The organism is Chitinophaga niastensis (genome assembly GCF_003014755.1).
Classification (GTDB): domain Bacteria; phylum Bacteroidota; class Bacteroidia; order Chitinophagales; family Chitinophagaceae; genus Chitinophaga; species Chitinophaga niastensis.
The window spans coordinates 877,233-901,870 of sequence record NZ_PYAW01000001.1; the positions used below are offsets into that span (position 1 = coordinate 877,233).

The 24,638-nt window shown below is 43.5% G+C and carries 20 protein-coding genes; 13 read left to right on the top strand and 7 right to left on the bottom strand.

Annotation, left to right across the window (positions count from 1 at the left end):
• The first annotated feature begins 13 nt into the window (after nucleotides 1-13).
• The 4 genes from CLV51_RS03770 (at nucleotide 14) to CLV51_RS03785 (ending at nucleotide 6,753) form a co-directional block, all read left to right on the top strand.
• The gene (locus CLV51_RS03770; protein WP_106526663.1) at nucleotides 14-1,369 is read left to right on the top strand and encodes a TolC family protein; all 1,356 of its coding nucleotides are present in this window, start codon (nucleotides 14-16) and stop codon (nucleotides 1,367-1,369) included.
• 44 nt (nucleotides 1,370-1,413) lie between these two features.
• Nucleotides 1,414-2,484 carry an efflux RND transporter periplasmic adaptor subunit gene (locus CLV51_RS03775; protein ID WP_106526664.1) on the top strand — a complete coding sequence of 357 codons (1,071 nt, stop codon included), beginning with the start codon at nucleotides 1,414-1,416 and terminating at the stop codon, nucleotides 2,482-2,484.
• 40 nt (nucleotides 2,485-2,524) lie between these two features.
• On the top strand, nucleotides 2,525-5,707 hold the full coding sequence (locus CLV51_RS03780) for an efflux RND transporter permease subunit (protein ID WP_106526665.1): 3,183 nt from the start codon (nucleotides 2,525-2,527) through the stop codon (nucleotides 5,705-5,707).
• A 170-nt stretch (nucleotides 5,708-5,877) separates the two neighbouring features.
• The gene (locus tag CLV51_RS03785; RefSeq protein WP_106526666.1) at nucleotides 5,878-6,753 is read left to right on the top strand and encodes a YncE family protein; all 876 of its coding nucleotides are present in this window, start codon (nucleotides 5,878-5,880) and stop codon (nucleotides 6,751-6,753) included.
• Nucleotides 6,754-6,756: 3 nt separating this feature from the next.
• Here CLV51_RS03785 and CLV51_RS03790 read toward each other — a convergent pair whose 3' ends face one another.
• The 7 genes from CLV51_RS03790 to CLV51_RS03820 form a co-directional block, all read right to left on the bottom strand.
• On the bottom strand, nucleotides 6,757-8,343 hold the full coding sequence (locus CLV51_RS03790; protein ID WP_106526667.1) for a class I SAM-dependent methyltransferase: 1,587 nt from the start codon (nucleotides 8,341-8,343) through the stop codon (nucleotides 6,757-6,759).
• A gap of 126 nt (nucleotides 8,344-8,469) precedes the next feature.
• Nucleotides 8,470-9,885: a nicotinate phosphoribosyltransferase gene (locus CLV51_RS03795; protein WP_106526668.1), complete on the bottom strand. Its 1,416-nt coding sequence runs from the start codon at nucleotides 9,883-9,885 to the stop codon at nucleotides 8,470-8,472.
• Between the two features lie 17 nt (nucleotides 9,886-9,902).
• Nucleotides 9,903-10,808, bottom strand: coding sequence for an NUDIX domain-containing protein (locus tag CLV51_RS03800; protein WP_106526669.1), 906 nt, complete (start codon nucleotides 10,806-10,808; stop codon nucleotides 9,903-9,905).
• A gap of 128 nt (nucleotides 10,809-10,936) precedes the next feature.
• Nucleotides 10,937-11,623 carry an NUDIX hydrolase gene (locus tag CLV51_RS03805; protein WP_106526670.1) on the bottom strand — a complete coding sequence of 229 codons (687 nt, stop codon included), beginning with the start codon at nucleotides 11,621-11,623 and terminating at the stop codon, nucleotides 10,937-10,939.
• Nucleotides 11,624-11,635: 12 nt separating this feature from the next.
• Nucleotides 11,636-12,043 (bottom strand): hypothetical protein, encoded by a 408-nt coding sequence (locus CLV51_RS03810; protein WP_106526671.1) that lies wholly within the window; start codon nucleotides 12,041-12,043, stop codon nucleotides 11,636-11,638.
• A 12-nt stretch (nucleotides 12,044-12,055) separates the two neighbouring features.
• Nucleotides 12,056-12,451, bottom strand: coding sequence for a nuclear transport factor 2 family protein (locus CLV51_RS03815; protein WP_106526672.1), 396 nt, complete (start codon nucleotides 12,449-12,451; stop codon nucleotides 12,056-12,058).
• Nucleotides 12,452-12,527: 76 nt separating this feature from the next.
• A complete protein-coding gene (locus CLV51_RS03820; RefSeq protein WP_106526673.1) occupies nucleotides 12,528-13,910 on the bottom strand; it encodes a M28 family peptidase in 1,383 nt (460 codons plus the stop codon).
• A gap of 204 nt (nucleotides 13,911-14,114) precedes the next feature.
• On the opposite strand from CLV51_RS03820, the gene gcvT reads away from it, so the two are divergent.
• The 9 genes from gcvT to kdpA all read left to right on the top strand — a co-directional run bounded on the left by gcvT (nucleotide 14,115) and on the right by kdpA (nucleotide 24,632).
• Entirely contained in the window at nucleotides 14,115-15,203 is a 1,089-nt protein-coding gene (gene gcvT / locus CLV51_RS03825) for a glycine cleavage system aminomethyltransferase GcvT (protein WP_106526674.1), read from the top strand.
• 80 nt (nucleotides 15,204-15,283) lie between these two features.
• Nucleotides 15,284-15,757: an SRPBCC family protein gene (locus CLV51_RS03830; RefSeq protein ID WP_106526675.1), complete on the top strand. Its 474-nt coding sequence runs from the start codon at nucleotides 15,284-15,286 to the stop codon at nucleotides 15,755-15,757.
• 16 nt (nucleotides 15,758-15,773) lie between these two features.
• Nucleotides 15,774-16,496 (top strand): 2-phosphosulfolactate phosphatase, encoded by a 723-nt coding sequence (locus tag CLV51_RS03835; protein WP_106526676.1) that lies wholly within the window; start codon nucleotides 15,774-15,776, stop codon nucleotides 16,494-16,496.
• Nucleotides 16,497-16,924: 428 nt separating this feature from the next.
• The gene (locus CLV51_RS03840) at nucleotides 16,925-17,719 is read left to right on the top strand and encodes an MBL fold metallo-hydrolase (RefSeq protein WP_106526677.1); all 795 of its coding nucleotides are present in this window, start codon (nucleotides 16,925-16,927) and stop codon (nucleotides 17,717-17,719) included.
• A gap of 243 nt (nucleotides 17,720-17,962) precedes the next feature.
• Complete coding sequence (locus CLV51_RS03845) at nucleotides 17,963-21,706, top strand: DEAD/DEAH box helicase (RefSeq protein ID WP_106526678.1); 3,744 nt, start codon at nucleotides 17,963-17,965, stop codon at nucleotides 21,704-21,706.
• 89 nt (nucleotides 21,707-21,795) lie between these two features.
• Nucleotides 21,796-22,116: a hypothetical protein gene (locus CLV51_RS03850; protein ID WP_106526679.1), complete on the top strand. Its 321-nt coding sequence runs from the start codon at nucleotides 21,796-21,798 to the stop codon at nucleotides 22,114-22,116.
• A gap of 212 nt (nucleotides 22,117-22,328) precedes the next feature.
• Nucleotides 22,329-22,673: a DUF7674 family protein gene (locus CLV51_RS03855; RefSeq protein ID WP_106526680.1), complete on the top strand. Its 345-nt coding sequence runs from the start codon at nucleotides 22,329-22,331 to the stop codon at nucleotides 22,671-22,673.
• A 113-nt stretch (nucleotides 22,674-22,786) separates the two neighbouring features.
• A complete protein-coding gene (locus CLV51_RS29885) occupies nucleotides 22,787-22,864 on the top strand; it encodes a potassium-transporting ATPase subunit F (protein WP_116975749.1) in 78 nt (25 codons plus the stop codon).
• Between the two features lie 55 nt (nucleotides 22,865-22,919).
• The gene (gene kdpA, locus CLV51_RS03865) at nucleotides 22,920-24,632 is read left to right on the top strand and encodes a potassium-transporting ATPase subunit KdpA (RefSeq protein ID WP_106526681.1); all 1,713 of its coding nucleotides are present in this window, start codon (nucleotides 22,920-22,922) and stop codon (nucleotides 24,630-24,632) included.
• Nucleotides 24,633-24,638: the final 6 nt, after the last annotated feature.

The following is a 24,638-nucleotide window of genomic DNA, read 5'->3' on the forward strand; positions in this document are numbered from 1 at the left end:
AACTAATTAACTTATGAAGCGATTAAAGTTAACGCTTGTCCTCCTGATGGGGATAGGGGTGTATAATGGCTATGCTCAAACGCAGCTCACTTTACAGGAAGCGCTGAAGTTTGCACTGTCTAATAACAAACAATTGGCCCGGACAAAGCTGGATGAAGAAATGGGTAAGTATAAAACCCAGGAAGCCCGCTCCCAGGCACTGCCACAGGTAAATGTCAATGCCTCTTATACAGATAACCTGATGCTGCAGAAATCGCTCATCCCGGGTGCTGTTTTTGGTAAGCCAGATAGTTCTATACTGGTGGCTTTTGGTGTAAAGTATAATGCCACGGCCGGTGCTGAACTGAGTCAACAGATCTATAACCAGGCTGTTTTTACCGGTTTGAAAGCGGCTAAATCAGGCGAAGAATATTATGCGCTGCAAACAGAACAGTCTACTGAGAATGTGATTTATAATGTGTCCCAGCTTTATTATCAGCTGCTGGTTACACAGGAAAAAATTACTACGGTCAATGGCAATATTGAAAAACTGACACAGTTGGTAAGTGCTACTAAATCGCAGTTTGATAACGGCCTCGCTAAAAAAATTGACCTGGACCGTATTAAGGTAAATCTGACGAATTACTTAACACAACGCATACAGTTGCAAAACCAATACGCCACACAGACCAATAACCTGAAACGTGTGATGGGGATGCCTTTGCAATCAGCTTTCTCTCTCCCGCCGGCTTCCTTAAAGGAGATTGAAAACAAAGCTGCAGGCGTGTTACAGTATGATGATATGAACATCGGTAGCAGAACAGAATTCAGGTTGCTGAAGAAACAGGAAGAACTGCAAATGTTTCAGAAAAAAGCATACCAGGCAGAAAACTACCCTTCCCTGTCGCTGTTTGGCCGCTATTCCTACAATGGTATGAGTAGTCAGTTTGCCTTTGCAAAAGATCCTTCCAATTCTACCAGCTGGTTTGGCGCGGCCGCTATCGGCGTATCGCTGAAGATCCCCATTTTTGATGGATTTGGACGTCGCTCTAAAGTAAGCCAGGCAAACGTTACACTGCGTCAGGTGAATAAACAGCTGGAAGACACAGAGCTGTCGCTGAACACAGCATACGAAAATGCCAAACTACAGGTGAGAAGTAATTTATCTACCATCACCACACAAAAAGAAAACATGGACCTGGCCAACGAAGTATATTATTCTACACAGAATAACTATAAACTCGGTTTGGCTGGTTTAACAGACCTGCTGAATGCAGAAACATCCCTGGCAGATGCACAGAACAGCTACAACGAAGCACTGTTGCAGTACAAGCTGGCAGAATTGGAAATAATAAAGAGCAAAGGAAGTCTGAAAGATCTCCTAAACTAAACGTATAAACGAAAACAACGATAGAACACACAAACTATTTGCAGATGAAAAAGTTTATAATCTGGGGCGTGGTAACAATAGGTGCAGTGGTACTGATCATGTGGAAACTTAACGCGAATAAAAAAGCAAATGAAGCCAAAACTGAATTTGTTAAACAAAGCAATATCGGCGACATTCCTGTACTGGTACAACAGGTAACCCGCAATGATTTTTCACAGGGATTCCTGGCCAATGGCAACTTTGCTCCTATCCGCGAATTGTCTTACCTGGCAGAAACTGCCGGCCGCATTACTAAACTGCTGGTAGATGAAGGCAGTGTAGTAAGACAGGGACAACCCATTGCTTACATTGATGGTCAGATCGTAAGTACAGACCTGGAATCTGCAAAAGCTAATCTCAATCAGCTGAAAGTAGATAAAGAAAGATATGAAAGCGCTTTTCAAACAGGTGGCGTTACCCAAAAACAAATGGATGATGCCCGCCTGCAATATGAAATCGCTAAAACCCGCTATGAGGCTGCCAGCCGCCGTGTCAGCGACACCTACGTGAAAGCACCTATTTCCGGTATCATCAATAAAAAATATATCGAGCAGGGTGCTTATCTCTCTGTTGGTAATAAAATGTTTGACATTGTAGATGTATCCAGGCTGAAACTGGCTGTTACAGTGCCGGAGGAACAAGTGGTAAATCTGAAAGTAGGGCAAAAGGTACAGGTAACATCCAATGTATTCCCGGAAACCAATTATGATGGTACCATCACTTTTATTGCTGCAAAAGGTGATAACTCACTCAACTATCCAATAGAAATGGAAGTAAACAATTTTCCCGGAAAGCAGCTGAAAGCCGGCATGTACGGTACTGCACATTTCTCTTACCCTCAAACGGATAAAGCTATTTTCATTGCACGCACTGCTTTTGTAGGCGGTGTAAACAGCAACGAAATATTTATCATGGATGGTAAAGTAGCAAAAAAACGCAAGGTGGTTGCCGGTCGTATTATCGGCGACCAGGTAGAGGTACGGGAAGGGCTGAACGAAGGTGATACTGTTATCACCAGCGGTCAGATCAACCTGACAGAAGGTGCTACTGTAGCGGTACAACGTGCCACCAAGTAAGTGAGGAATTGTATCTGGTGATTGACCAAATTTTTGCAACATGAAGATTACTGAAGTATCCATAAAACGACCTACAATAGTGGTGGTGGTATTTACCATCCTCACCCTGTTGGGCGTAATGAGTTATAAATCGTTGAACTACGAGCTGCTGCCAAAGTTCAGCTCCCCGGTGGTAACTATTGCTACCATTTATCCGGGAGCTTCGCCTAAAGAGGTGGAGAGTACCATTACCAAAAAGATAGAAGATGCGGTAGCATCTATGGAAAAGATCAAGAAGATTATTTCTAAATCTTCTGAAAGTCTTTCTGTTATTACTGTTGAGCTGAATAACGATGCCAATGTGGACATTGCATTGCAGGATGCGCAACGTAAGGTAAACGCCATCCTGGCTGATTTGCCGGGAGATGCCAAACCACCTTCTCTCAATAAGTTTTCGCTGGACGATCTGCCGATCATGACATTGTCTGTCACCGCTAAAATGGATGACAAACAATTTTATGACCTGGTAGATAAAAAGCTGCAACCACTGTTATCCCGTTTGCCGGGCGTAGCACAGGTTTCGCTGATTGGTGGACAGGAACGTGAAATACAGGTAAATGTGGACCCTAAAAAAATGCAGGCATTCAATTTATCTATTCTGCAACTCCGTCAGCTGATCACCAATGCCAACCTGGACTTTCCTACTGGTAAGGTGAAAACAGCGAATGAGCAGATCCTGATCCGTTTGGCCGGTAAGTATAAGAACGTGGATCAACTGCGTAACCTGGTACTTAAAACCAATGAAAATGGCACCCAGGTGCGTTTAACAGACGTAGCAGATGTACAGGATTCTCAGAAGGATGCAGAGCGTATTGCCCGTGTAGATGGTGTAAGCGCTATTGCGCTGCAGGTGCAGAAACAAACAGATGCCAATGCGGTAACGGTAAGTGAAGAGATGAAAAAAGCGATCAGCCGCATACAAAGCGATTATGCAGCGAACGATCTGAAAATATTAGTGGCAAATGATTCATCAGACTTTACACTGGAATCTGCAGACTCGGTAATACATGACCTTATCCTGGCGGTAGCGCTGGTGGCTGTTGTGATGCTGTTGTTCCTGCACAGTATACGTAGTGCCTTGTTTGTTATGATCTCCATTCCGGCCTCTTTGATAGCTACTTTCATAGGCATGAAGCTGATGGGCTTTTCGCTCAACCTTATGTCGCTGTTGGGTTTGTCGCTGGTGGTAGGTATCCTGGTGGATGATGCCATTGTGGTACTGGAGAATATTTACCGGCATATGGAGATGGGTAAAAACCGCGTGCGTGCCGCGTTTGATGGGGTGAAAGAAATTGGTTTTACCGTTACTTCCATTACCCTGGTAATTGTGGTGGTATTCTTACCGATCTCTCTGACCAATGAGCTGGTATCAAAGATCGTACGTGAGTTCTGTGTGGTGGTAATGATATCTACCATGTTGAGTTTATTATCTTCCTTCATGATTGTTCCGCTGTTATCCTCCCGCTTCGGTAAACTGGAACATATTACAGGTAAGAACTGGTTTGAGAAATTTATCCTTTGGTTTGAAAGACAATTACAACGTTTCACCAACTGGATGACAAGTGTCCTGAAATGGGCCCTGCATCATAAAGCCATTACGCTGATAGCAGCAATAGGCTTGCTGTTTCTCTCCTTCATGCTGGTGGGCAAAGGTTATATCGGAGGTGAATTTATTCCTACCGGCGACCGCGGACAATTTATTGTGATGCTGGAAATGCCTAAAGACGCTTCCGTACAACAAACTAATCAGGCTACCAGAACGGCAGAACAATATCTCAATAAAAAACAGGAAATAACGCGTTTGATCACCACTGTAGGACAAACCAGTGAAGATGGTTTTGGTAATTCGCAATCCACTGCATATAAATCAGAGATCACTGTTATGTTGGTGGATCCTGAAAAACGTAAGGACGCTTCTGATATTTACGCCGCCAAGGTGAAGAAGGAACTGAAAGCGATATTACCAGGGGTGAAAGTAAAAACCACGAATGTGAGCATTCTTGGTACTGCAGAAAGAGCGCCGGTAGAGTTGGTAGTAATGGGTACTGAGCTCGATAGCGTAATGAACTATGCTAAAATAGCGATGGATACCCTGAAAACTGTCAGTGGTGCTACGGAAGTGAAACTGTCTGTAGAAGATGGTAACCCGGAAATTAATGTGCAGGTAGATCGTGATAAGATGTCAGCTTTAGGGCTTACGCTTGATGCAGTGGGTGGTACCATGCAAACGGCTTTCAGCGGTACTGCAGATGATTCCAAAGTGAAGTTCCGTCAGGGTGATTATGAATATGACATTAATATTCGTTTTGATGAATTCAACAGGAAGAACATCCAGGACGTTTCCAATATTCAGTTTATTAATGATAAAGGGCAACTGATTAAGCTGTCGCAGTTTGCTGCTGTAACAGAAGGGTCAGGCCCCAGCCACCTGGAAAGAAGGGACAAAAATACGTCCGTATCTGTGCAGGCGCAGGTAATGGGACGCCCTTCCGGTACCGTTACACAGGAGTTTGCGGCTAAGCTGGCGAAAATGAGCAAGCCAACCGGTATCAGTTACCTGTTTGCCGGTGATGCAGAAAACCAGGGTGATTCCTTTGGTACAATGGGCGCAGCATTGCTGATCTCTATTGTGCTGGTGTACCTGATCATGGTGGCATTATATGATAACTATATTTATCCTTTTGTGGTATTGTTCTCTATTCCTTTGGCCATTATCGGTGCATTGCTTGCACTGGCGCTGACCAATAATACGCTGAACATCTTTACTATATTGGGTATGATTATGTTGATAGGTCTTGTTGCGAAGAATGCGATCATCCTGGTGGATTTCACCAACCAGATGAAAGAACAGGGCCAAAGCACCTTCCAGGCGCTGGTACATGCCAATAACGCGCGTTTACGTCCTATCCTCATGACAACCATTGCGATGGTGATTGGTATGTTACCTATTGCGCTGGCAACAGGTGGTGTGGCCTCTACTAAAAATGGTTTGGCTTGGGTAATTATTGGTGGGTTGATCAGCTCTATGTTCCTGACACTGATTGTAGTGCCGGTAGTATACATGGTAGTAGATAAGATCATGGCGAAGTTTGGCATTGGCAAGTTATCTACCAAACGCTATATCAGACAGCGTATGGTGGCAACTTATGAAGAAGTGCCGCTAAATGAAATTCATTCGAATTAAGATATTTTAAAGAGATGTTACTAACAGTGTAACAGTTGTAGGTTTAGGTAATAGCCGGGATATTCATATCCCGGTTTTTTTTGTTTTCTTTGATTTTAACAATAATTCCTTTCCTTTTCACATTCCCTCCTCTCTTCCTTCCCATTACCTTTGTTTCATAAATGATTCTTATGAAAAAGTATTTCCCCCTTTTAGCGTTATTGTTTTTTCAATTTACTGTTCAGGCACAACAAACGATCACCGGATTAGCGATGCCGGAGAGTGCTGTGGCTTATAAAGACGGTTATTTTGTATCTGAAATAGGTACCAAACTGGAACCTTTGGCGAAAGATGGCGATGGCGCTATTTCTTTCATCAATAATGCCGGCAAATTAGTGGCGTTTAAATATTTTGATGATACACTTAATTCTCCCAAAGGATTAGAGATTATTGGGAATGTTATATATGTGGCTGATATAGATCGTCTGAAAGGCTATAATATTGACACAAGAAAAAAAGTATTTGATCTGAACCTCGAAGGTAAAGTGACATTGCTCAACGATCTAAGCAGTGCCGGTGATAGTTTTTTAGTGGTAACAGATTCTTTCAAAGATGATGTTTTACTGGTAAATGTTTTCACAGCTACTTACACTATTCTGAAAGGTAGTATTCCTGTTCCTAATGGTGTATTATATGATGCACATACAGATGAGGTATATGTATGTTCTATGGGTAATAATTTAGATGGTACCGGAACATTATTTAAGAAAAAACTGCATGACGGCAACGCAGCATTTGAGTTAATGGAAGGCGCTCCTGTTGGCCTTTTTGATGGTATTGTTCAGTTAGATGATAATCATTTGCTGATATCAGACTGGATTACGATCAAAGATCCGACAAAAGGTAATTTATACGTATATGATATCGCTGCCAAAAGTTATCGCAGGATCGAAGTGAAACGTTCTCCCGCGGATATTGCGCTGGACAGGAAAAACCACCAGCTGTTGATCCCGCAATTATTGGATAACAGATTGGAGGTATTACCATTGACGAAGATCGGATTGTAATAATTATTTTCTTGCCATCAACAGCATATGCGATACAGGAAATGGAATGGGCAAGGGTACATTATTTTTGCACGGGCGCATCAGTTGTACCTTTCCTTCCAGCCTGTTTTTTACGATCCACTCATTGCGGTAAGTATTGGATAAATTATCGAGCCTTAACCCCGCTTCTTCCAGGGCTGATTTCCAGTCATTATAATTCCAGAAACAAAATGTTTCATGCATTTCACTAAGCCAGTTATCGTGATAATCTTTTTTAAAGAGAAATTCACAGGCGTTTTGCATGGTGAGTTGGCAATACGTTTTTCCGTCGATGTTTACCCATTCGTGTGGCAACTTAAACCCTTCGTGCTGGCGGAAATCCTGTGCAAAACGTTTAAACAGGGCAAGCGTGGATAACTTCCCCAGGTATTCGGCCAGTTCATGCGTGCCGGCATTTTCCGGCATAAGGATATCATTTTGTCCGTCTTCTTCATTGAGCCACAGCAATATTGTTTCTTCCTTATTTTCCGGGCCTACCACATCACGATTAATCCATACGCCACCAGGTACTAACTCATGGTAACGGTTACGGATAAACGCAATTAAGTCCTCCCTGCTGCCATAAGATTCTATTTCATGTGTGAGCGAAGACGTGTGGATGGTATTCATGCTGCCGGCTTCAAACACAAGACTTGTGACCGCATTCTTTTGTGAGAAAAAAACAGATGGGTTGGCGAATTCGCCGTTGTGTTTGCGTTGCAGACAGATGTCGTACAAATGCCGGGATACCTCAATGCCGTAAAAATCGCATTCATGGAGACGATCATCTTCACAAGCCATTTTGATCCAGGAGCCTACAGCACAGCCGATATCGCCGATGGTGCCGGGTTGGATATAAGGTGCTGTTTCGCGGTATTTGAGGGCCGCAATATCATCCATCTGTTTTACATATACGTTATAGTCGCGGGTAGCGGTAAGATCCCCATCTGCTCCTATGATAGGGTCTTTCAGGATATGTTGTACCTTCTCTCCTACTCCGTACAACGACCATATTTTGAAAGATGCGGGATGCATCTGATCAAGTATTGTTTTGTTTTTGCGCCATTCGCCCGCTTGTGCAATCTGTTTTACGATATCCCATGGCATGGGCTGTGTAAATTGATTGGTGGCCGGGTCCCATTCTGCCGGCAGTACTTTGAACCCATGATGCAGGTACATTTCTTTTACACCGGTGGAGCAAATCACGATGGTATTTTCCGGCGTAAGCGCATGTGCGCCTTCGCTGGAATGACGTATAGTCTTAACCGTATATTCTGAGAAATCTGTTATTACTCCTACGTCGTCGATGCCATAAACAAATGCCGGTACATCCAGCGAGTTAGAAAATTCCTGGATGATCATGGCGCGGAGGTAGAATGGTACCGGGTTTCGCTTGGTGCCCAGGTGATTTGCTGAAGTTACAGCAAAGATAACCCCTTCAATTTCCTGGGGGACTAACGGTGTGCCATATACGTCTATTTCACCTTCCAGTTTACACTTGATCAGGCGATTCAGATATTTAAACTGGAAATCCGTCAACAGATGGTGACGTCCGGGAATGAGTAAATACATGGCGTGAAGTTAAGAAATGAAGTCATTCATTTAACCGGATGTTTATTGGAAAACAGAAACCCCTCCGGAAGATAATTCCCGGAAGGGCTGAGGTAAACGGTTTTGGAAGAAATAAAAATTACTTTTTTACAGCGCAGCTGTTTTGCGTACTTCCTCAAACGTATAGCTTTTAGTGACTACACCGTTTTCGAAAACTGTTTGTAAAATATCTGTAGCTGCAGGTTCTTCTGCGGCGGTAATAGTTTTGAAGTTGCCGTTTTCTTTTATCAGCTTGAGTTTGCCGGCTTTTGATTTTTTGAAAGAGGTACGCAGATGTCCGGTAGCATCCAGTTCTACCGGCATTTTTTGTACGTTGATGCCTTTACCGTTCACTTCTGCGTAAGCGCATTTGAGTGCAAACTCTTGTGTGTCGCGGTTTACACGTTGGAGTAAGGCGCCGCCCATGCCCAGTACCAGGTTTTCAGCGCTGATACCGGCTTGTTTTAAGGCTTCGAATATGCCGGGTATGGAAGAATAACTGATGCCGTCGCCTTGAATTACGCGTACCTGTGGTGGTAATACTTTAAAACCTTTTTCATTGGTAGTGTAACCAAATTTGTTCATCAGTATTTCAAATATCCGGAGCAATGTTTGTACCGGATCACCGCTATCAGGGCGGATTACGAGTGTACCTTCCCTATTGAGGATCTGTTCTTTTAATTCAGTACCCCAGTATTCTTCGCAGGCACGGAAAATATTGTAGGAGTCGGATACACAGGCGATAGTGCCGGTAGGGAAAGTATTCAGTATGTGTTTAAAGATCTCCAGTTCTCCTGCTTCTCCCAGTAAGGTACAGATAGAGTGCTCGGTAGCTGGGATGGACAAACCTGGAGCTGTTGGAGCATTATAATAACGTTTGGCAAAAATAGATCCCGGGATAGTGTCGCTGCCGGAGAAGCTCACCAGATGGGCACTTCCGCCGATACCTGCACTTTCTACAGCGCTGGCGCCACGGAACCCAAAATCGTTGAGTACGAAATCGATGCCTGCAAAGGCTGCTGCACTGGCGGTATCGTTGTAATATTTTTTCACCACTTTTTTAATTTCGCGGGATACAGAGGCGACCGTGCAGGGGTACCACACCTGCATGAGCAGTGTTTCCAGGAAGTTGGTGAGCCAGAAACATTCGGGGTCGGTGTTTTCGATGGTCATCAGCACATTTCGTACAGGCACTACCGTGCCTTCTGGTACTGCTTTAATGCGAATGGGTAATTTGCCGCCATGTTTGTTGATAATATATTCAAAGTTGCTGCGATCAAACACATCTTTTCTGCCAAAAACCTCCAGCAGTGTAGCTTCTGCTTCATCGAGCTTTTCTTTGGTGAATACTACGCCGGCTAAATATTCTTTCAGGAAATATTGCAGACCGTAGAATACGGTTTCTTCAAATTTGCCGCCACGGCTTTCCAGGTAGGAGTAAATAAATTGTGTACCGGGAATGTACAGTTTATGGTGAGAGTATTTGTAAGCGTCGGCCAGTAGGATCAGATTTTCCTTAGTCATATCTCAATGTTTTAGTCTTAGAAAGAATATTTTGCTGCCAGTTTTTCCAGCAATGGGAGGTGTGTGTCTGTTATTTCTCCTTTGGAGATCATTTCCGGTATATCCGTTACCGTTATCCAGCGAACTTCTGCGAGGTCGTCGCCGGCAGCAGGTTCTCCATCAAGCAGATCGGTGCTGAAGAGGGTGGTGATGATCTTGTTCACTTCGGAGCGATACCGCCAATCATTTACCCGCATGGAGGTTACGTATTCCATGGGACTTGTTTCCATGGTACCGCATTCTTCCTGTAGCTCTCTGATAGCAGCCATTTCAAAGTTATCGTCCGTTGGATCGGAGAAGCCACCAGGGAATCGCCAGGCCGTTTCGTTGGGCTTGCGGCCCAGCAGCAGCTGGGTTTTATTATTTCTGAACAATGCGATGTCTACGGTCGCATATACAGATGGGAACAGATTGTAAGTGTTGTAGATGATGCCTGAGCGGAATTCATCTGTGTCAAATACTTTGTCTGATATGGCTTCCCGCATGGCGGTGGCGTTGTAATCTTTTACCGGTGGTAATGCTTCGGTGGTATAACGACCGGTATAAGTACCCATGAAGCTATCGCGGCTGCCATATAAAACAAAGGTTTCATGGGGGAAGTTGTTATGCAGCAGTTCATCCAGTTTTTTAGACCATACCTGATCGCTTTTCTGGTCGCTAAGTGGCAGCACAATGATTTCGGGAAACTGTTGTTTAATCATGCGTTCGCGGGTGTAGAAGTCCAACGGATTTTTGCGGCTTCCTTTCACCGGACTTACGCCCAGTATTATTAACACGCGGTTGTGTTTCTGTTTAACCTGTCTGATGAGCTCCAGGTGACCTTCATGCAGAGAAGGTGTTTGGAAGCGGGCTATAATAACTCCTGTGGGCTTTGTGTTTTGCATATCCGAGCTATTTTGTGTAATTATTACACAAATATAGAAAGCGATTTCATATTTGCAAAATATTTTTTGTAAAAATTACACAAAATATAGACTTGATTACCAGAACCCTTACTAGTATTGCATTTCGATTATATCTCAAACGTCATCCCTTCTTTCTTCAACTGAAAATATCTTTCTTCATCAAAGCTGAAAAGATTAGCAGGCCGCCCTTGGGATACTTGTTTTTGCTTTTCATTATGTGCGATGAGGATGCCCAGGTGATTGATCTTTTTCTGGAAGTTACGACGATCAATAGGCCGGTCCAGCAGTGTTTCGTAGAGTTTTTCCAGGTCGGCGATGGGGAATTTGTTGTCGAGCAATTCAAAACCGATAGGTTCGTAGCGGATTTTGCTGCGAAGGCGTTGTACGGCCACATCAATAATAGCCGCGTGGTCAAAGGCCAGGGCGGGCAGCTCTTTGATATTGAACCAGGAGGCATCTTCTGCATCGGAGCTGGCTGCCAGTTTAAAATTGGTAGGGTTTACAAGGCCAAAGTAGGCAATAGATACTACCCTGCCCCGCGGATCGCGGCCGGGTAACCCGAAAGTATAAAGTTGTTCCAGGTAGTTGATATTAACACCGGCTTCTGTGAGCAGCTCACGGGTCACTGCTGTTTCCAGCGCTTCTTCGTCCAGTACAAAGCCACCGGGCAGTGCCCAGCTGTGCAGATAAGGCTCTATGGTACGTTTAATCAACAGTACCACAATGCCCTCCTTGGGAATATATCCGAATACGACCGCGTCTACGGTTAGTCTGATGTTCTGTTTTATTGGCAAACTGCTATCGAATTATTTTGCTTGAATGTATTGTTCTATCTGGGAGGTGCCTTTGTGTAAATTTACAAACAAAGGATTTTTTTGCGGATCAAACACAATTATTGTGCTGTGCTCCCAGATATCCTGCGGTACAGGTAATTCAATAATTACTTCCTGTCCGTTATCGCGGTGAAAAAGCAGGCTGTCTTTGCCGGCAATATGTGCCTTGTATTGGTGTTGATCAAGGTAGTTCATCAATTGTTTCCTGAGTTGCAATACAGAATCGGTGAGTGCACCGGGTGTTGGCTTGAATTCGCGGTATACATAACATTTTTCGCTGATCACATCATAAGCAGATCTGTTTACTGAATGATCATTGCGGGAGGGGTTACACGCGAATAAGAGGCAGATAATTGTTAATAGCGATAATATTTTCTTCATAATCTCAGAGCTTTAATGTTCATAGCAATCGTAATTGCGTTGACGATAAATTTTTCCATCGCGGAATTCTATGATGGTACAGATAAATGCTTTCATTACTTGCCCGCGCCGGAACCGTCCGGCATCTACCCCAATTTCGCCGGTCCATTTGGCCTCTACCACCAGGGTATTGCCTGCTTCCACTACTTTCAGCACACTGAAATGCTGGGATTTCAAAATTATTTTATTTGTGACCATGCTCTCCAGCATGATATCAAAATTTCTTTGTTTAATATCATTCGAGAGCTGATTTGGATATTCTGTCTGAATAATATTTGGATGAAAAATGCTGGCAAATTCAACGGGATCTGCTGAAAAACTCTCCAGCAGTTGGAAATACCGGTATACAAGCGCCAGTTTCTCGTCCATTTACAGGGATAAATTTGTAATCATTGCGAATAATAAATTGCGAATTTATACAATTCGAACTGATCCCGGCGTGTATTTATTTATTCATCATTTTACCTGAAAGTGTTGTACTCCCGGTATTTAGTGGTTCGCGCGTGCTGGTGAATGCGAGTTTGTTCATCTCATTTGTTTTATCAACGATGTCGTACACCAGTTTTACTACGCTCAGCGTGCCCTCATAATTGATCTTATCTGCACTGTCGTCAGACTGCAGGGAATCGCTGTCGATGCCTGTAAAGAAATAAAGTACAGGAATATTTTTTCTGTAGAAAGAAGTATGATCAGATGGGCCTACGCCGCTGGAGTCATATACAAGGTGGGTTTCTTTGGTAGCAGCCTGTTGTATAATAGCTGCCCATCCCGGAGAAGTGCCGATGCCGCCGATTTGCAGTCCGTAAGCCTGGTCCAGCCGGCCAATATGATCCAGGTTGATCATGTAATTGACCTGTGTGAGATCCACGGTGCTGTGGGAAGCAAAATATTTTGAGCCGTATAATCCCTGCTGTTTTCCGGAGAAAGCGATGATCACAAAATTGTTATTATGCAGGTGGGAAGCTTTCAGCATACGGGCTATTTCCAGCAAAGCAGCTGTGCCACTGGCATTATCATCTGCCCCATGGTAGAGTACTTTTGCAGTGCTGTTCTTATCTTCTCCAAAACCCAGGTGATCATAATGGGCGCCGATGATAATTGTTTTAGGTGCTTTGTTATCTATATAGCCGATCACGTTAGTGCCGGTGCGCTTAATCGGTTTAAAGGCCACCTGCATATTTATCTGGAATCCGTTGGCATCGTCAGCACTCAGTTTTTTGCTGACATCATTATTCACCCATACGGCCGGGATGCTTGTTGCAGGCGGGTTTTGTTCCAGCCATTGCAGTACGGCGGCAGGTGCTTCTTTCCCATTATAAAATATAACACCTGTAGCACCTGATTTAGCGGCTACCTGCGTTTGCTGCAGATACTGTTCCAGCATGCTTTTGTGGGTATCCGTATCCATTTCTTTTGCGTTGATGAGCCAGATATTATCTGGTTCATTTACGTTGGGGATCACCTCTCCTTTGGCAGATTTAACAGCACTGAAAGGTAATGGTATAAACTGGGAGCCAGCCAGCAGATGATCCTCGTTAATAGTCATGGTGCAGGCTGTTGCCGGCTCACGGCTCTCTTTTACGATAAAAGTTTGTACAAAACCATCATCTCCTTTAGGGGAGAGGCCGATTTGCTGCATCTGTGTTGAAATGTATGCTGCTGCCAGCTGTTCGCCCGGAGCTCCTGTTCTACGCCCTTCCAGCTTATCGCTGCTCAGGTAGGTGATGTGCAGTTGCAGGTTTCCAATTGTTTTACGATCATTTTTTTTCTGAGCATTTACATACATGGTAGTTAATACCAATGGTAACAGCCAGGTTATCTTTTTCACAGCAATCTGTTTTTGGGTATTCCAGCAAAATTACGAATTACGGGTTATCAAAATACTGTACTGCAAGATAGTTATTTGTCACGACGGTATTGTATTTGAGGTATTTCTAATATATGCTTTGGTCTGTAAAAAGTCATTCATCCGGGGTAATTCGTCGTTGCTATTTGCCAAATCGCTATTTTTGCCCCGTTTTAAAAACAAAGTATGAAAAACACGCCTTTTACAGAGAAACACATTGCGCTGGGAGCTAAGATGGCTGCCTTTGCGGGTTACAACATGCCTATTTCCTACACTGGTATCAACGATGAACATCAGGCGGTGCGTACAAACGCCGGCGTGTTTGATGTTAGCCACATGGGCGAGTTTATGTTAAAGGGAGAACATGCCCTGGACCTGATCCAGCGTGTTACCAGCAATGATGCCTCCAAACTCACTGCCGGCAAAGCCCAATACAGCTGTTTACCTAACCTGGATGGTGGTATAGTAGACGATCTGCTGGTATATTGCATTGAAGAAAATAAAGTATACATGTTGGTGGTAAATGCCAGCAATATTGAAAAAGACTGGAACTGGATCAGCCAATACAACACCAAAGGGGTGGAAATGCACAACATCTCCGACAAAACCTGTTTACTGGCTATTCAGGGACCTAACGCTACCAGCCTGCTGCAGCCGTTAACAGAAGTGGATATTGTAAATATGAAGTATTACACTTTTACAAAAGGAACTTTTGCGGGTGTGCCTAATGTGCTGATCAGTGCTACTGGCTACACCGGTGCGGGTGGTATTGAAATTTATTTTGAAGATGTAGATGGCGCAGCAGATAAAATCTGGGATGCTATCTTCGCAGCCGGCGGACCTAAAGGTCTGAAACCTATTGGTTTAGGTGCTCGTGATACCCTCCGCCTGGAAATGGGATTCTGCCTCTACGGTAATGATATAGACGACCGTACTTCTCCAATGGAAGCGGGTTTGGGCTGGATTACCAAATTCACCAAGGAATTTACTTCCAGCGAAAAATTTGCAAAACAGAAAGCCGATGGTATTACCCAGAAGCTGGTAGGTTTTGAAATGGTGGATAAAGGTATTCCCCGTCATGATTACGAAATTAAAGATGCTGATGGCAATGTAATTGGTCGTGTTACTTCCGGTACACAATCGCCTACAATGCAGAAGGCTATCGGTCTCGGCTATGTGAAAACAGCATTTACTGCACAGGATAGTGAAATATTTATTGCTGTAAGGGACAAGTCGCTGAAGGCAAAAGTGGTGAAAGTGCCATTCCTGAGCTAGGAATAGCCGGTTAAAGTTATTAATTTCGGTGGCTGGAACGTTTTCGGTACACCGAAATTTTTATATTTATTACCATATCTATGCCTACTATCCATTTAACTACCGTCATTCATGCTCCGCTGGAAAGGGTCTTCGACCTGAGCAGGAGCATCACACTGCACAAGCGAAGTATGACGCATTTGCAGGAAGAAGCGATTAAAGGCCGCACCAACGGACTGATATCGTATAATGAAACAGTGACCTGGCGTGCAAAGCACCTGGGGAAAATACGGGAATTGACAACAAAAATCACGGACATGCGCCCGCTGGAGTTTTTTACGGATGAGATGACAGATGGGGATTTTACCCATATGAAACACGCCCATCATTTTAAAGAAATCGGCAACGGCACCGTGATGATTGATATCATGGATTTTGGCACGCCGTACGGTTGGTTAGGAAGACTATTCGAGCGGATCTATCTGCAAAAATATATGACCAAACTCCTGCAGCTGCGTAATGATACTATTAAGGATTATGCAGAAAGTGAAAAGTGGAGAGTAATCCTTGATTAATGCTAAAAGCAATTGAATGACAGAGAGCAAGAAACCCAGCCTGGAAGTATGTTTATCTCCGGCTTTATTACATTTATTTGATGTAAAGAACAGCATTGTAGTCATCATAGATGTGCTGCGTGCTACTTCTACTATCTGCACTGCTTTGTATAACGGTGCTGCTAAAGTGATTCCGGTAGCCAGTGTGGAAGAATGTGTGAATATCGGCCGTGCTATTGGCGGCATCACTGCCGGCGAGCGTGATGGCAAGGTCGCGGAAGGACTGGTACACGGTAATTCACCGTTTGAATATCCGCGTTCGTTTATCGAAAATAAAACGCTGGTATTAACTACCACCAACGGCACCAAGTTATTACACATGGCTAAAGATGCAGTGCAAATTATTACCGGCTCTTTTCCTAATATCAGTGCAGTTTGCGACTATCTCATTGCACAAAATCAAAATGTAATCCTGGGCTGCGCCGCCTGGAAAGATCGTGTAAACATGGAAGATACCTTGTTTGCCGGCGCCGTGGTAAGCCGCATTAAGCAACACTTTGATGTAAGCTGTGATTCCGCCATTGCTGCTGAATCGCTTTACGAATCTGCTAAAGGAGATATTTATACTTTCATGAAGCAGGCATCCCACTATCAGCGTTTAGCTAATTACGGGCTTGAAAAGGATATTCATTATTGCCTTACAGCGGATGGTGCAAATGTATTGCCGCTGTTTAAGGATGGAGAATTGGTTGCGGGGTAATTGTCTTTCTCCCGATTAGGCTGATTTCCAAGATTTCCATGATTTTATTTTTAAGATTTTAAAAAGATGGGCGAAGATTTAAGCGGATATTGTCTGAACCAGGATTTTTAGGATTGAATGGATTACCCTGATGGGTGTTATGTTGTTTTTTTATTTGAAAGAAATACGCGAATATCTTTGCTAAGGTCTTCGGCATCCATCAGGGTAATCCATTCAATCCTAAAAATCCTGGTTCAGACAATATCCGCTTAAATCTTCGCCCATCTTTTTAAAATCTTAAAAATAAAATCAGGGAAATCTGTATAATCAGTCTAATCCTGATTCAGACAATTTCCCGCTCTTGTTCTCTGAATTGTTGCAGCCTTGCCGCAATGGGTTTGCCTGTTTTATTTAAAAATCCATATCTTTTATCAGCAAAAAACGGAACTATGCATCATTATCTCTGCAGTACCTGTGGGGTGCAATATGAAGCCACGGCTGAAGCGCCTGCCCACTGCCCTATTTGTGAAGATGAAAGACAGTACGTGAATCCGGGTGGCCAAAGCTGGACTACACTGGAAGAGGTACAAAAAACGCATAAGAATATTATAGAAATGGTGGCGCCCAATTTGTACGCCATTTATACTGCTCCTGACTTTGCCATCGGGCAGCGGGCACATTTGCTCATTACTCCCGGCGGCAATATCCTGTGGGACTGTATTGCTAACCTCGACGCCTCTACGATTAATATTATTCAGCACCTGGGTGGTATCAAAGCCATTGCGATCTCCCATCCACATTACTTTTCCACCATTGTGGAGTGGAGTCATGCATTTGATAACGCGCCGGTATATGTACATAAGCTGGACGCCATGTGGCTGCAACGCCGGGATAAAAACATTCAATTATGGGAAGGTAACGAGCTGGCTTTGTGGGATGGCATTAAGCTGGTGCTGTGTGGTGGCCATTTTGTCGGTGGAAACGTGTTATACACACCTGCAAGCAAAGGTATGCTGCTGGTGGGCGATGTAATCCAGGTATCTACGGATAGAAAAACTGTTTCAGTGATGTACAGCTATCCTAATAATATTCCTTTATCTGCTAAAGAAATAAATACGTTGCATGCCGCTATAAAGCCGTTGGCGTACGATGCTATGTATGGTGCTTTTGGGAAATATATTAAAACCGGTGCGCAATCGGCAGTAGATTTTTCATTAGAAAGATACCTGCAACATATCCGTTGAGCGATTAAACGATTGATAAACAGCGAACTATATTCTTTTAAATTATTTAAAAAAACGATGTATGAAAATACCGCATTTCCAGCCATGGCAAACGGGGTGCGGTTAATGGCTTCTTAATCTGTTTCATGATCTTAATTAGAAATTTTCTGCTTACTTTTGTGGATTGCCTTTTTATCAGCTGTTAAATATTTTTGATATATCTAGTAACCCTTTTGCTGATAATAAAAGCAGGCAACGTATAGTATGTCGCTACCCCATTTGCTAAAATATGTTTACAACAACGGCACTGATGAAGTGATCCGCAGGGGGAAGCGTATTTTTTCGGCCGGGGGCGTTGAACTCATAGAGGCAGACCCGGTGCTGAAATCAGCTACCTTCCGCGTAAAGAGCGACACACATGCCAATTACTACCGTGTTTCCATCAGCAAGTATGGAGAAACAACGGGAATGTCCATCCGGTGCCAATGCCCGTATAATCTGGGTGATATTTGCCGGCACGAAGCTGCAGCGCTTTTCCAGCTGCAGGAGATGTTGGACAAAAATCATTTCGAGAGCTTCGACATTCAGTTTGATCAGCAGCATACGCTGATTAAAATGAAGTCTATTGATATTAAAACAATCAAGTTGCTCACTTCCGGCATTATGCTCTCTGAGGCAGAAGATATCGCCAAAAAACATCCTGCCAAAATAAAGCTGGCAAAGGATGAGAAGATAGAAGCCCTGCTGAAGCTGGATGACAAGGAATATCCGTTGATTATTCAACGGAATGAAGAACGTTTTTATGATACCCATTGCACCTGCGATGAAACAGAACACGCGCTGTGTGTACATAAAACCGCCCTGTTCCTGCAACTGTTGCAAAAGCATGGCCCATTCTATTTTGATACCCTGCGTAACTGGGATAAAGAAAAAAATAAACTCCTGTCGTTATATGGTTATTCTTTGTCAGATGACCTGAACGGCAAATTTGCCTTCTCGTATATGGACGGGAAGCCATTCCTGCGTGTGCTGGACCCTTCCATCAAACGGGTGGATGGCGTAACTGCCGGCCGGCAACCAGCCGTAACGGCTCCCCCGCCACAGGAAGAAGAAACTATTACGGTAACACAACGACTGGCAGCGGTTTTCAATGCCAACGAATCATTATATCCCTACTTTAAGATAGACCTGGTAAGCGGAGAAGCAAACGAAGAACATACTGCCTTTGTTTCGCTGGCAAGTAAACTGGATCTGACCAAGTACGTAGACTTTTACCAGTTCAAGGAAAAGGACAGGGAACTCATAGCGCCTATACGAAAATTGCAAGGCACTGAAGTGAGCAAATTCCTCAGCAAAAATTCTCCGTTTGCTGGCATCTGGGAAAATATTACGCATGAAAATGCGGAAGAACTGCCTACCGAAACAAAAGAACTGATGCTGGAATACCTGCATCCTAAACTGGCAAAGGTTTTTCCGCAACTGGCAGAACATGGGCTGGTATTTGAACTGCCCAACAGACAAGCCTTTAAAACAAAAAATTTACAGCATTTACAAATAGGTGCCGACAGACTGAAACTGATCATTAAAACCACCACAGGCGATACGCATGTAGAGGTGAACTGTTATGTTTCTATTGAAGGCGAACTGATAAATGTAGCGGATAATGCCTGGGAAAGCCCACTGTTATTCCTGCATAAACAAGTACTTTATTTATTTGAAAGCCCGCAGGATGCGCTGCACGTAGAGCTTTTCAGACAAAGCGGAAAACTGCGTATTGCTAACAAGGAATGGCCGGTATACCTCAAAGATTACCTGCTGCCGTTGAGCAGACAATACGATATTCAGTTTGATAAGGGCCTGCTAGCGGAAGTGGATGATATTATTCCTGAATGCCGCGTATACCTGAAAGAACTGGGTGAAACATTTATTATACAACCCGGATTCGCTTATCGCGGTCAGGAAGTGGAATGGAATGATGAGAGCAAGATCACTGTGCAGGAAGGAAATAAAGTGCTGATCATCCATCGTAATAAAGAAGCGGAAGAAGAGTTTGTTAATAAACTCCGCACCTTACATACCAATTTTGCGCAACACGATAACCACAATTATTTTTATCTGCGCGCCAAAGAAGCCTTGAAGAACAACTGGTTCTTCCTCTTTTTTGATGCCCTGAAAGAAATGAATGTGCGCGTATTTGGTTTTGATTCCCTGCGCAATTTCAAATTCAGTTCGCATAAGCCAGTCACTAATTTACAGATCAGCTCCGGCATCGACTGGTTTGATGCACAGATTGAAGTATTGTATGGTGATCAGAAAGTAAGCATCAAGGATATTAAAAATGCGTTGGCCAATAAACAGAACTATGTTCAGCTGGCAGACGGCTCTCTGGGCCTGTTGCCGGAAGAATGGCTGCGCAAGTATTCCCTGTTATTTAAAGTAGGGGAAGAAAGAGATAAAGGACTTAAACTCAGCAAATATAACTTCAGTGTTATCGATGAACTATACGAGTTTATAGATGATGAAGCTGTTGTATTGGAACTGGAACAAAAACGCAGAAAGCTGTTGCAGTTTGATGAAATCCGCAACATCGATTTGCCGCATAATTTGCAGGCTACCCTGCGTCCTTACCAGGAGAGCGGCTTCCAGTGGCTTAACTACCTGGATGATATCAAATGGGGCGGTATTCTGGCAGATGACATGGGTCTTGGTAAAACTATCCAGGCACTCACTTTTGTACAGTATTACAAGAACAAGAATGAGGGTAAATGTATGGCCCTGATTGTTTGTCCTACTACACTGATTTATAACTGGGAAAACGAAATCCGCAAATTCACGCCGGATATCAGGCACCATATTCATCATGGCCCTGCCAGGCTGAAAGATGTAGAAGAGCTCATGAAATATGATGCTATCATTACCACGTACGGTACGCTGCGTAGTGATATACAGATGCTCATGAAAGTAGAGTTTGATTATGTTATCCTGGATGAATCGCAGGCGATTAAAAACCCGCAATCCAAGGTGACTAAGGCCGCGCAGCTGCTGCATACCAAAAACAGGTTGGCACTGAGTGGTACACCTATGCAGAATAATACATTTGATATTTATGCACAGATGAACTTCCTGAACCCGGGAATGCTTGGTAGTGTAGACTTTTTCCGTAATGAATTTGCTACACCGATCGATAAGTTCCAGGATGAAGAAAGAAAAGAACATCTGCGTAAGCTGATATATCCGTTTATCCTTCGTCGTACCAAAGAACAGGTGGCGAAAGATTTACCGGAAAAAATTGAAACAGTGATCTTCTGCGAAATGGATGCGGAACAACGGCATATTTATGATGCTTACCGCAATACTTATCGCTCCAAGATCCTGGGTGTAATTGAAGATCAGGGAATGGAGCGTTCGCAGCTTACCATCCTGCAAGGCCTCATGAAGCTGCGCCAGATCTGTGATTCCCCGGCTATCCTGAACGATACGGAACAGTATCCGAACCATTCTGTGAAGCTGCATGAACTTACCCGCGAAATTTCAGAGAACATCGGTAACCACAAAGTGCTGATCTTCTCCCAGTTCCTGGGTATGCTGGGATTGATCCGCGACAGGATGCAGCACCTGAAGATTCCATATGAGTATTTTGATGGCAGCACCTCCACAATGGATCGTGAAAAAGCAATTCAGAACTTCCAGAATAATGATGAGTGCCGTGTATTCCTGATTTCGTTGAAAGCCGGTGGTGTGGGTCTGAACCTCACTGCGGCCGACTATGTATACATTGTAGATCCCTGGTGGAACCCGGCAGTAGAGCAACAGGCCATTGACCGTACACACCGTATCGGGCAAACGAAAAACATCTTTGCGTATCGTATGATTTGTAAGGATACGGTAGAAGAAAAAATACTGCAGTTACAGGAGCGCAAAAAATCGTTGGTGAAGGAAATAATTTCTGATGATAGCGGTTTTGTGAAGAAGCTGACGAAAGAAGATGTATTGTATTTATTTAGTTAATACGCTTAATAGTTTTTGTAAAAGGTGAGCTATTTATCGCTGTAAAGCGTAAATATCTCACCTTTTATTTTGTTGATTATTAACCACTCATGATTAGTATCACAGATGTGCTGGATGTGACATTCTATGGTTATGTATTGGACCAGCAAACTGGCCGTTTTGATTTCGCGAAGTATGCCGGTAATTATAACTGGAATGCTACTACGAAAAAATTTGACAAGTCAGTGGGCAGTGATATTACAGTGAGCTTTCCTTCTCTTTCAACAGAACTTACGCTGAACTGCCACTATTTTACTCCTTATGAAAAAGGATCTTTTGATCCGGATGCCAGCAGATCTTATTACCGGGTTAAACTCGGATCAGTAGGAATGTTTATGATCAACTATCACTTTGGCAAGAAGAAATTATAAGAAAAACGTTAGACGGGCAACTGTTTAACGTTTTCAATTTTTGCATATACCCTACTATTTCTGCATGGTTTTCCTGACCGGCATAATTCCCCTATCTCCCTGAATATTATTTATCTTATTGAATATCAGGTAGTTATAGATCGTTTATGACTTATGCTATATGCTGGCACTTCGCTGGTATTATACATATTGTATCAAAACATTTGATCTGTATGTTACCAGACTCTAAAATCTCCCAGTTAATTGGTTTACAAATCCCGGGATTGTCATTTCCTGCTGAGCAACAGGTTCCTGTGAAAGGGACGGTTAGTAAAGTAATTCACACGTTTGCTGACTATACCAGCCATATGATCCGCGGTGAACAATTACAGGAGGTTAGGCGTTGCTTTACCATAGCAGGTGTACTGTACCACAATGGAAGTAATGTATTACGCAATGCCATTGAAAGTGTATTTATGTATACGTTATCTCCGTTGCTGTGCACTAAACATAAGGAACTACTGCCTTTATCGCTTAAGAATGTAAGGATACAGCATTTACAAACAATAGCCATTTAAAACAATTTTTATGATGATGACGATTCTCCTGGTACTGGCGGGTTTGGCCTGCTTTGCCCTCTTCTTTAAATCAGTAGATTATTTCGAAAAAATTTAATTAAACAACTGTAATTATGACCGCATTATTTGTGCTATCAATTTTCGTTTTCGGGTACATGTTATATGTGTTGCTGAAACCTGAAAAATTCTGACGGGAGCAATATAACTCCTATGCCTATACGCAAAGCTTTTTAACTAACTATAGAAATGACAACAGAAATTTTAGGCGTAATAGCCACCTACGGCATAACGCTGCTACTGGCCTGGCCACTGTCAAAATACATTGTAAAAATATTCAAGGGAGAGCGCACCTGGTCTGATTTTATGGCACCGCTGGAACGTCTCTTCTTTAAAATTGCCGGTATCAATCCTAAAGAGGAAATGAACTGGAAACAGCATATGAAGGCGCTCCTCACCATTAATATGGTATGGTTTGTATATGCCTTTTTTGCTTTGATGTTTCAGGATAAACTGCCGCTGAATCCCGATGGAAACCCTGGACAGTCGGCCGACCTGGCGTTTAATACCGCCATCAGTTTTGTTGTAAACTGTAACCTGCAACACTATGCCGGAGAATCTGGCGTCACCTATTTCACACAACTGTTTGTACTGGCCTTCCTGCAATTTGTAAGTGCTGCTACTGGTATTGCTGCACTGATAGTAGTGTTTAAGGCAATGAAAGAAAAAACCACTACCCAACTGGGTAACTTCTGGGATATTTTTCTGAAAACGATTACCCGTATTCTGTTACCTATCAGTATTGTTATTGCGCTCATCTTCATCTTTAACGGTATGCCTGCGAGCTACGCCGGTAAAGATACCGTGATCACCATGCAGGGTGATACCGTGAATGTTTCCCGCGGTCCTGCTGCCGGTTTTGTGGCTATCAAACACCTTGGTACCAATGGTGGTGGCTGGTTTGGTGCTAACTCCGCACATCCGCTGGAAAATCCGAACTACGTTACCTGGATGACCGAAATGGTAGCGCAGGTAGTGATTCCTATTGCCATGGTGTTTGCACTGGGTATGTTTATCCAGCGTAAGAAATTTGCCTATGTCATATTTGGGATTATGACGATCGGGATGATCTGTTTATTGATTCCATCCATGCAACAGGAAATGGGGGGGAATCCGGCTATTGCGCATATGGGCATACAACAGGCTACGGGGGCCATGGAGGGCAAGGAAGTGCGCTTTGGTGCCGCTGCTACCGGCTACTGGAGCACGGTTACTACCATTATCTCTACTGGTTCTATATGTGGTTTTCACGATAGCACAATGCCACTGACCGGCCTGATGCAGTTGCTGGCTATGATGCTGAACTGTTTCTATGGTGGTTGTGGTGTTGGTATTCTCAATTATTACATCTTCATTATTATCGCTGTATTTATATCAGGGCTCATGGTAGGCCGTACGCCTGAATTCATGGGGCATAAGCTGGAAGCACGGGAAGTAAAGATTGCCGCGATCATCACATTATTATCGCCTTTCCTGATCCTGGCAGGTACTGCTTTGTCATCATGGGTATTAGTGCACCATCCGGATGTAAACTGGGCAGTGAAGCCTTCCACATGGCTCAATAACCCTGGTTATCACGGGTTCTCTGAAATGCTGTACGAATACACTTCCTCTAATGCCAATAACGGTTCCGGTTTTGAAGGTCTGGGAGATGGTAACGTATTCTGGAATGTATCTACCGGCTTTGTACTGATCCTGGGCAGGTTCCTGCCAATTATAGGACCGGTAGCTATTGCGGGCCTGATGGCAGCCAAGAAACATATACCTGAATCTGCCGGTACGCTGAAAACAGATTCGCTCACTTTTGGTGCCATGACATTTGCTGTGATCATTATTCTCACTGCCTTGTCTTATTTCCCGGCACTGGCATTGGGTCCTATCGCAGAGTATTTTTCCCTGTAATTTTTT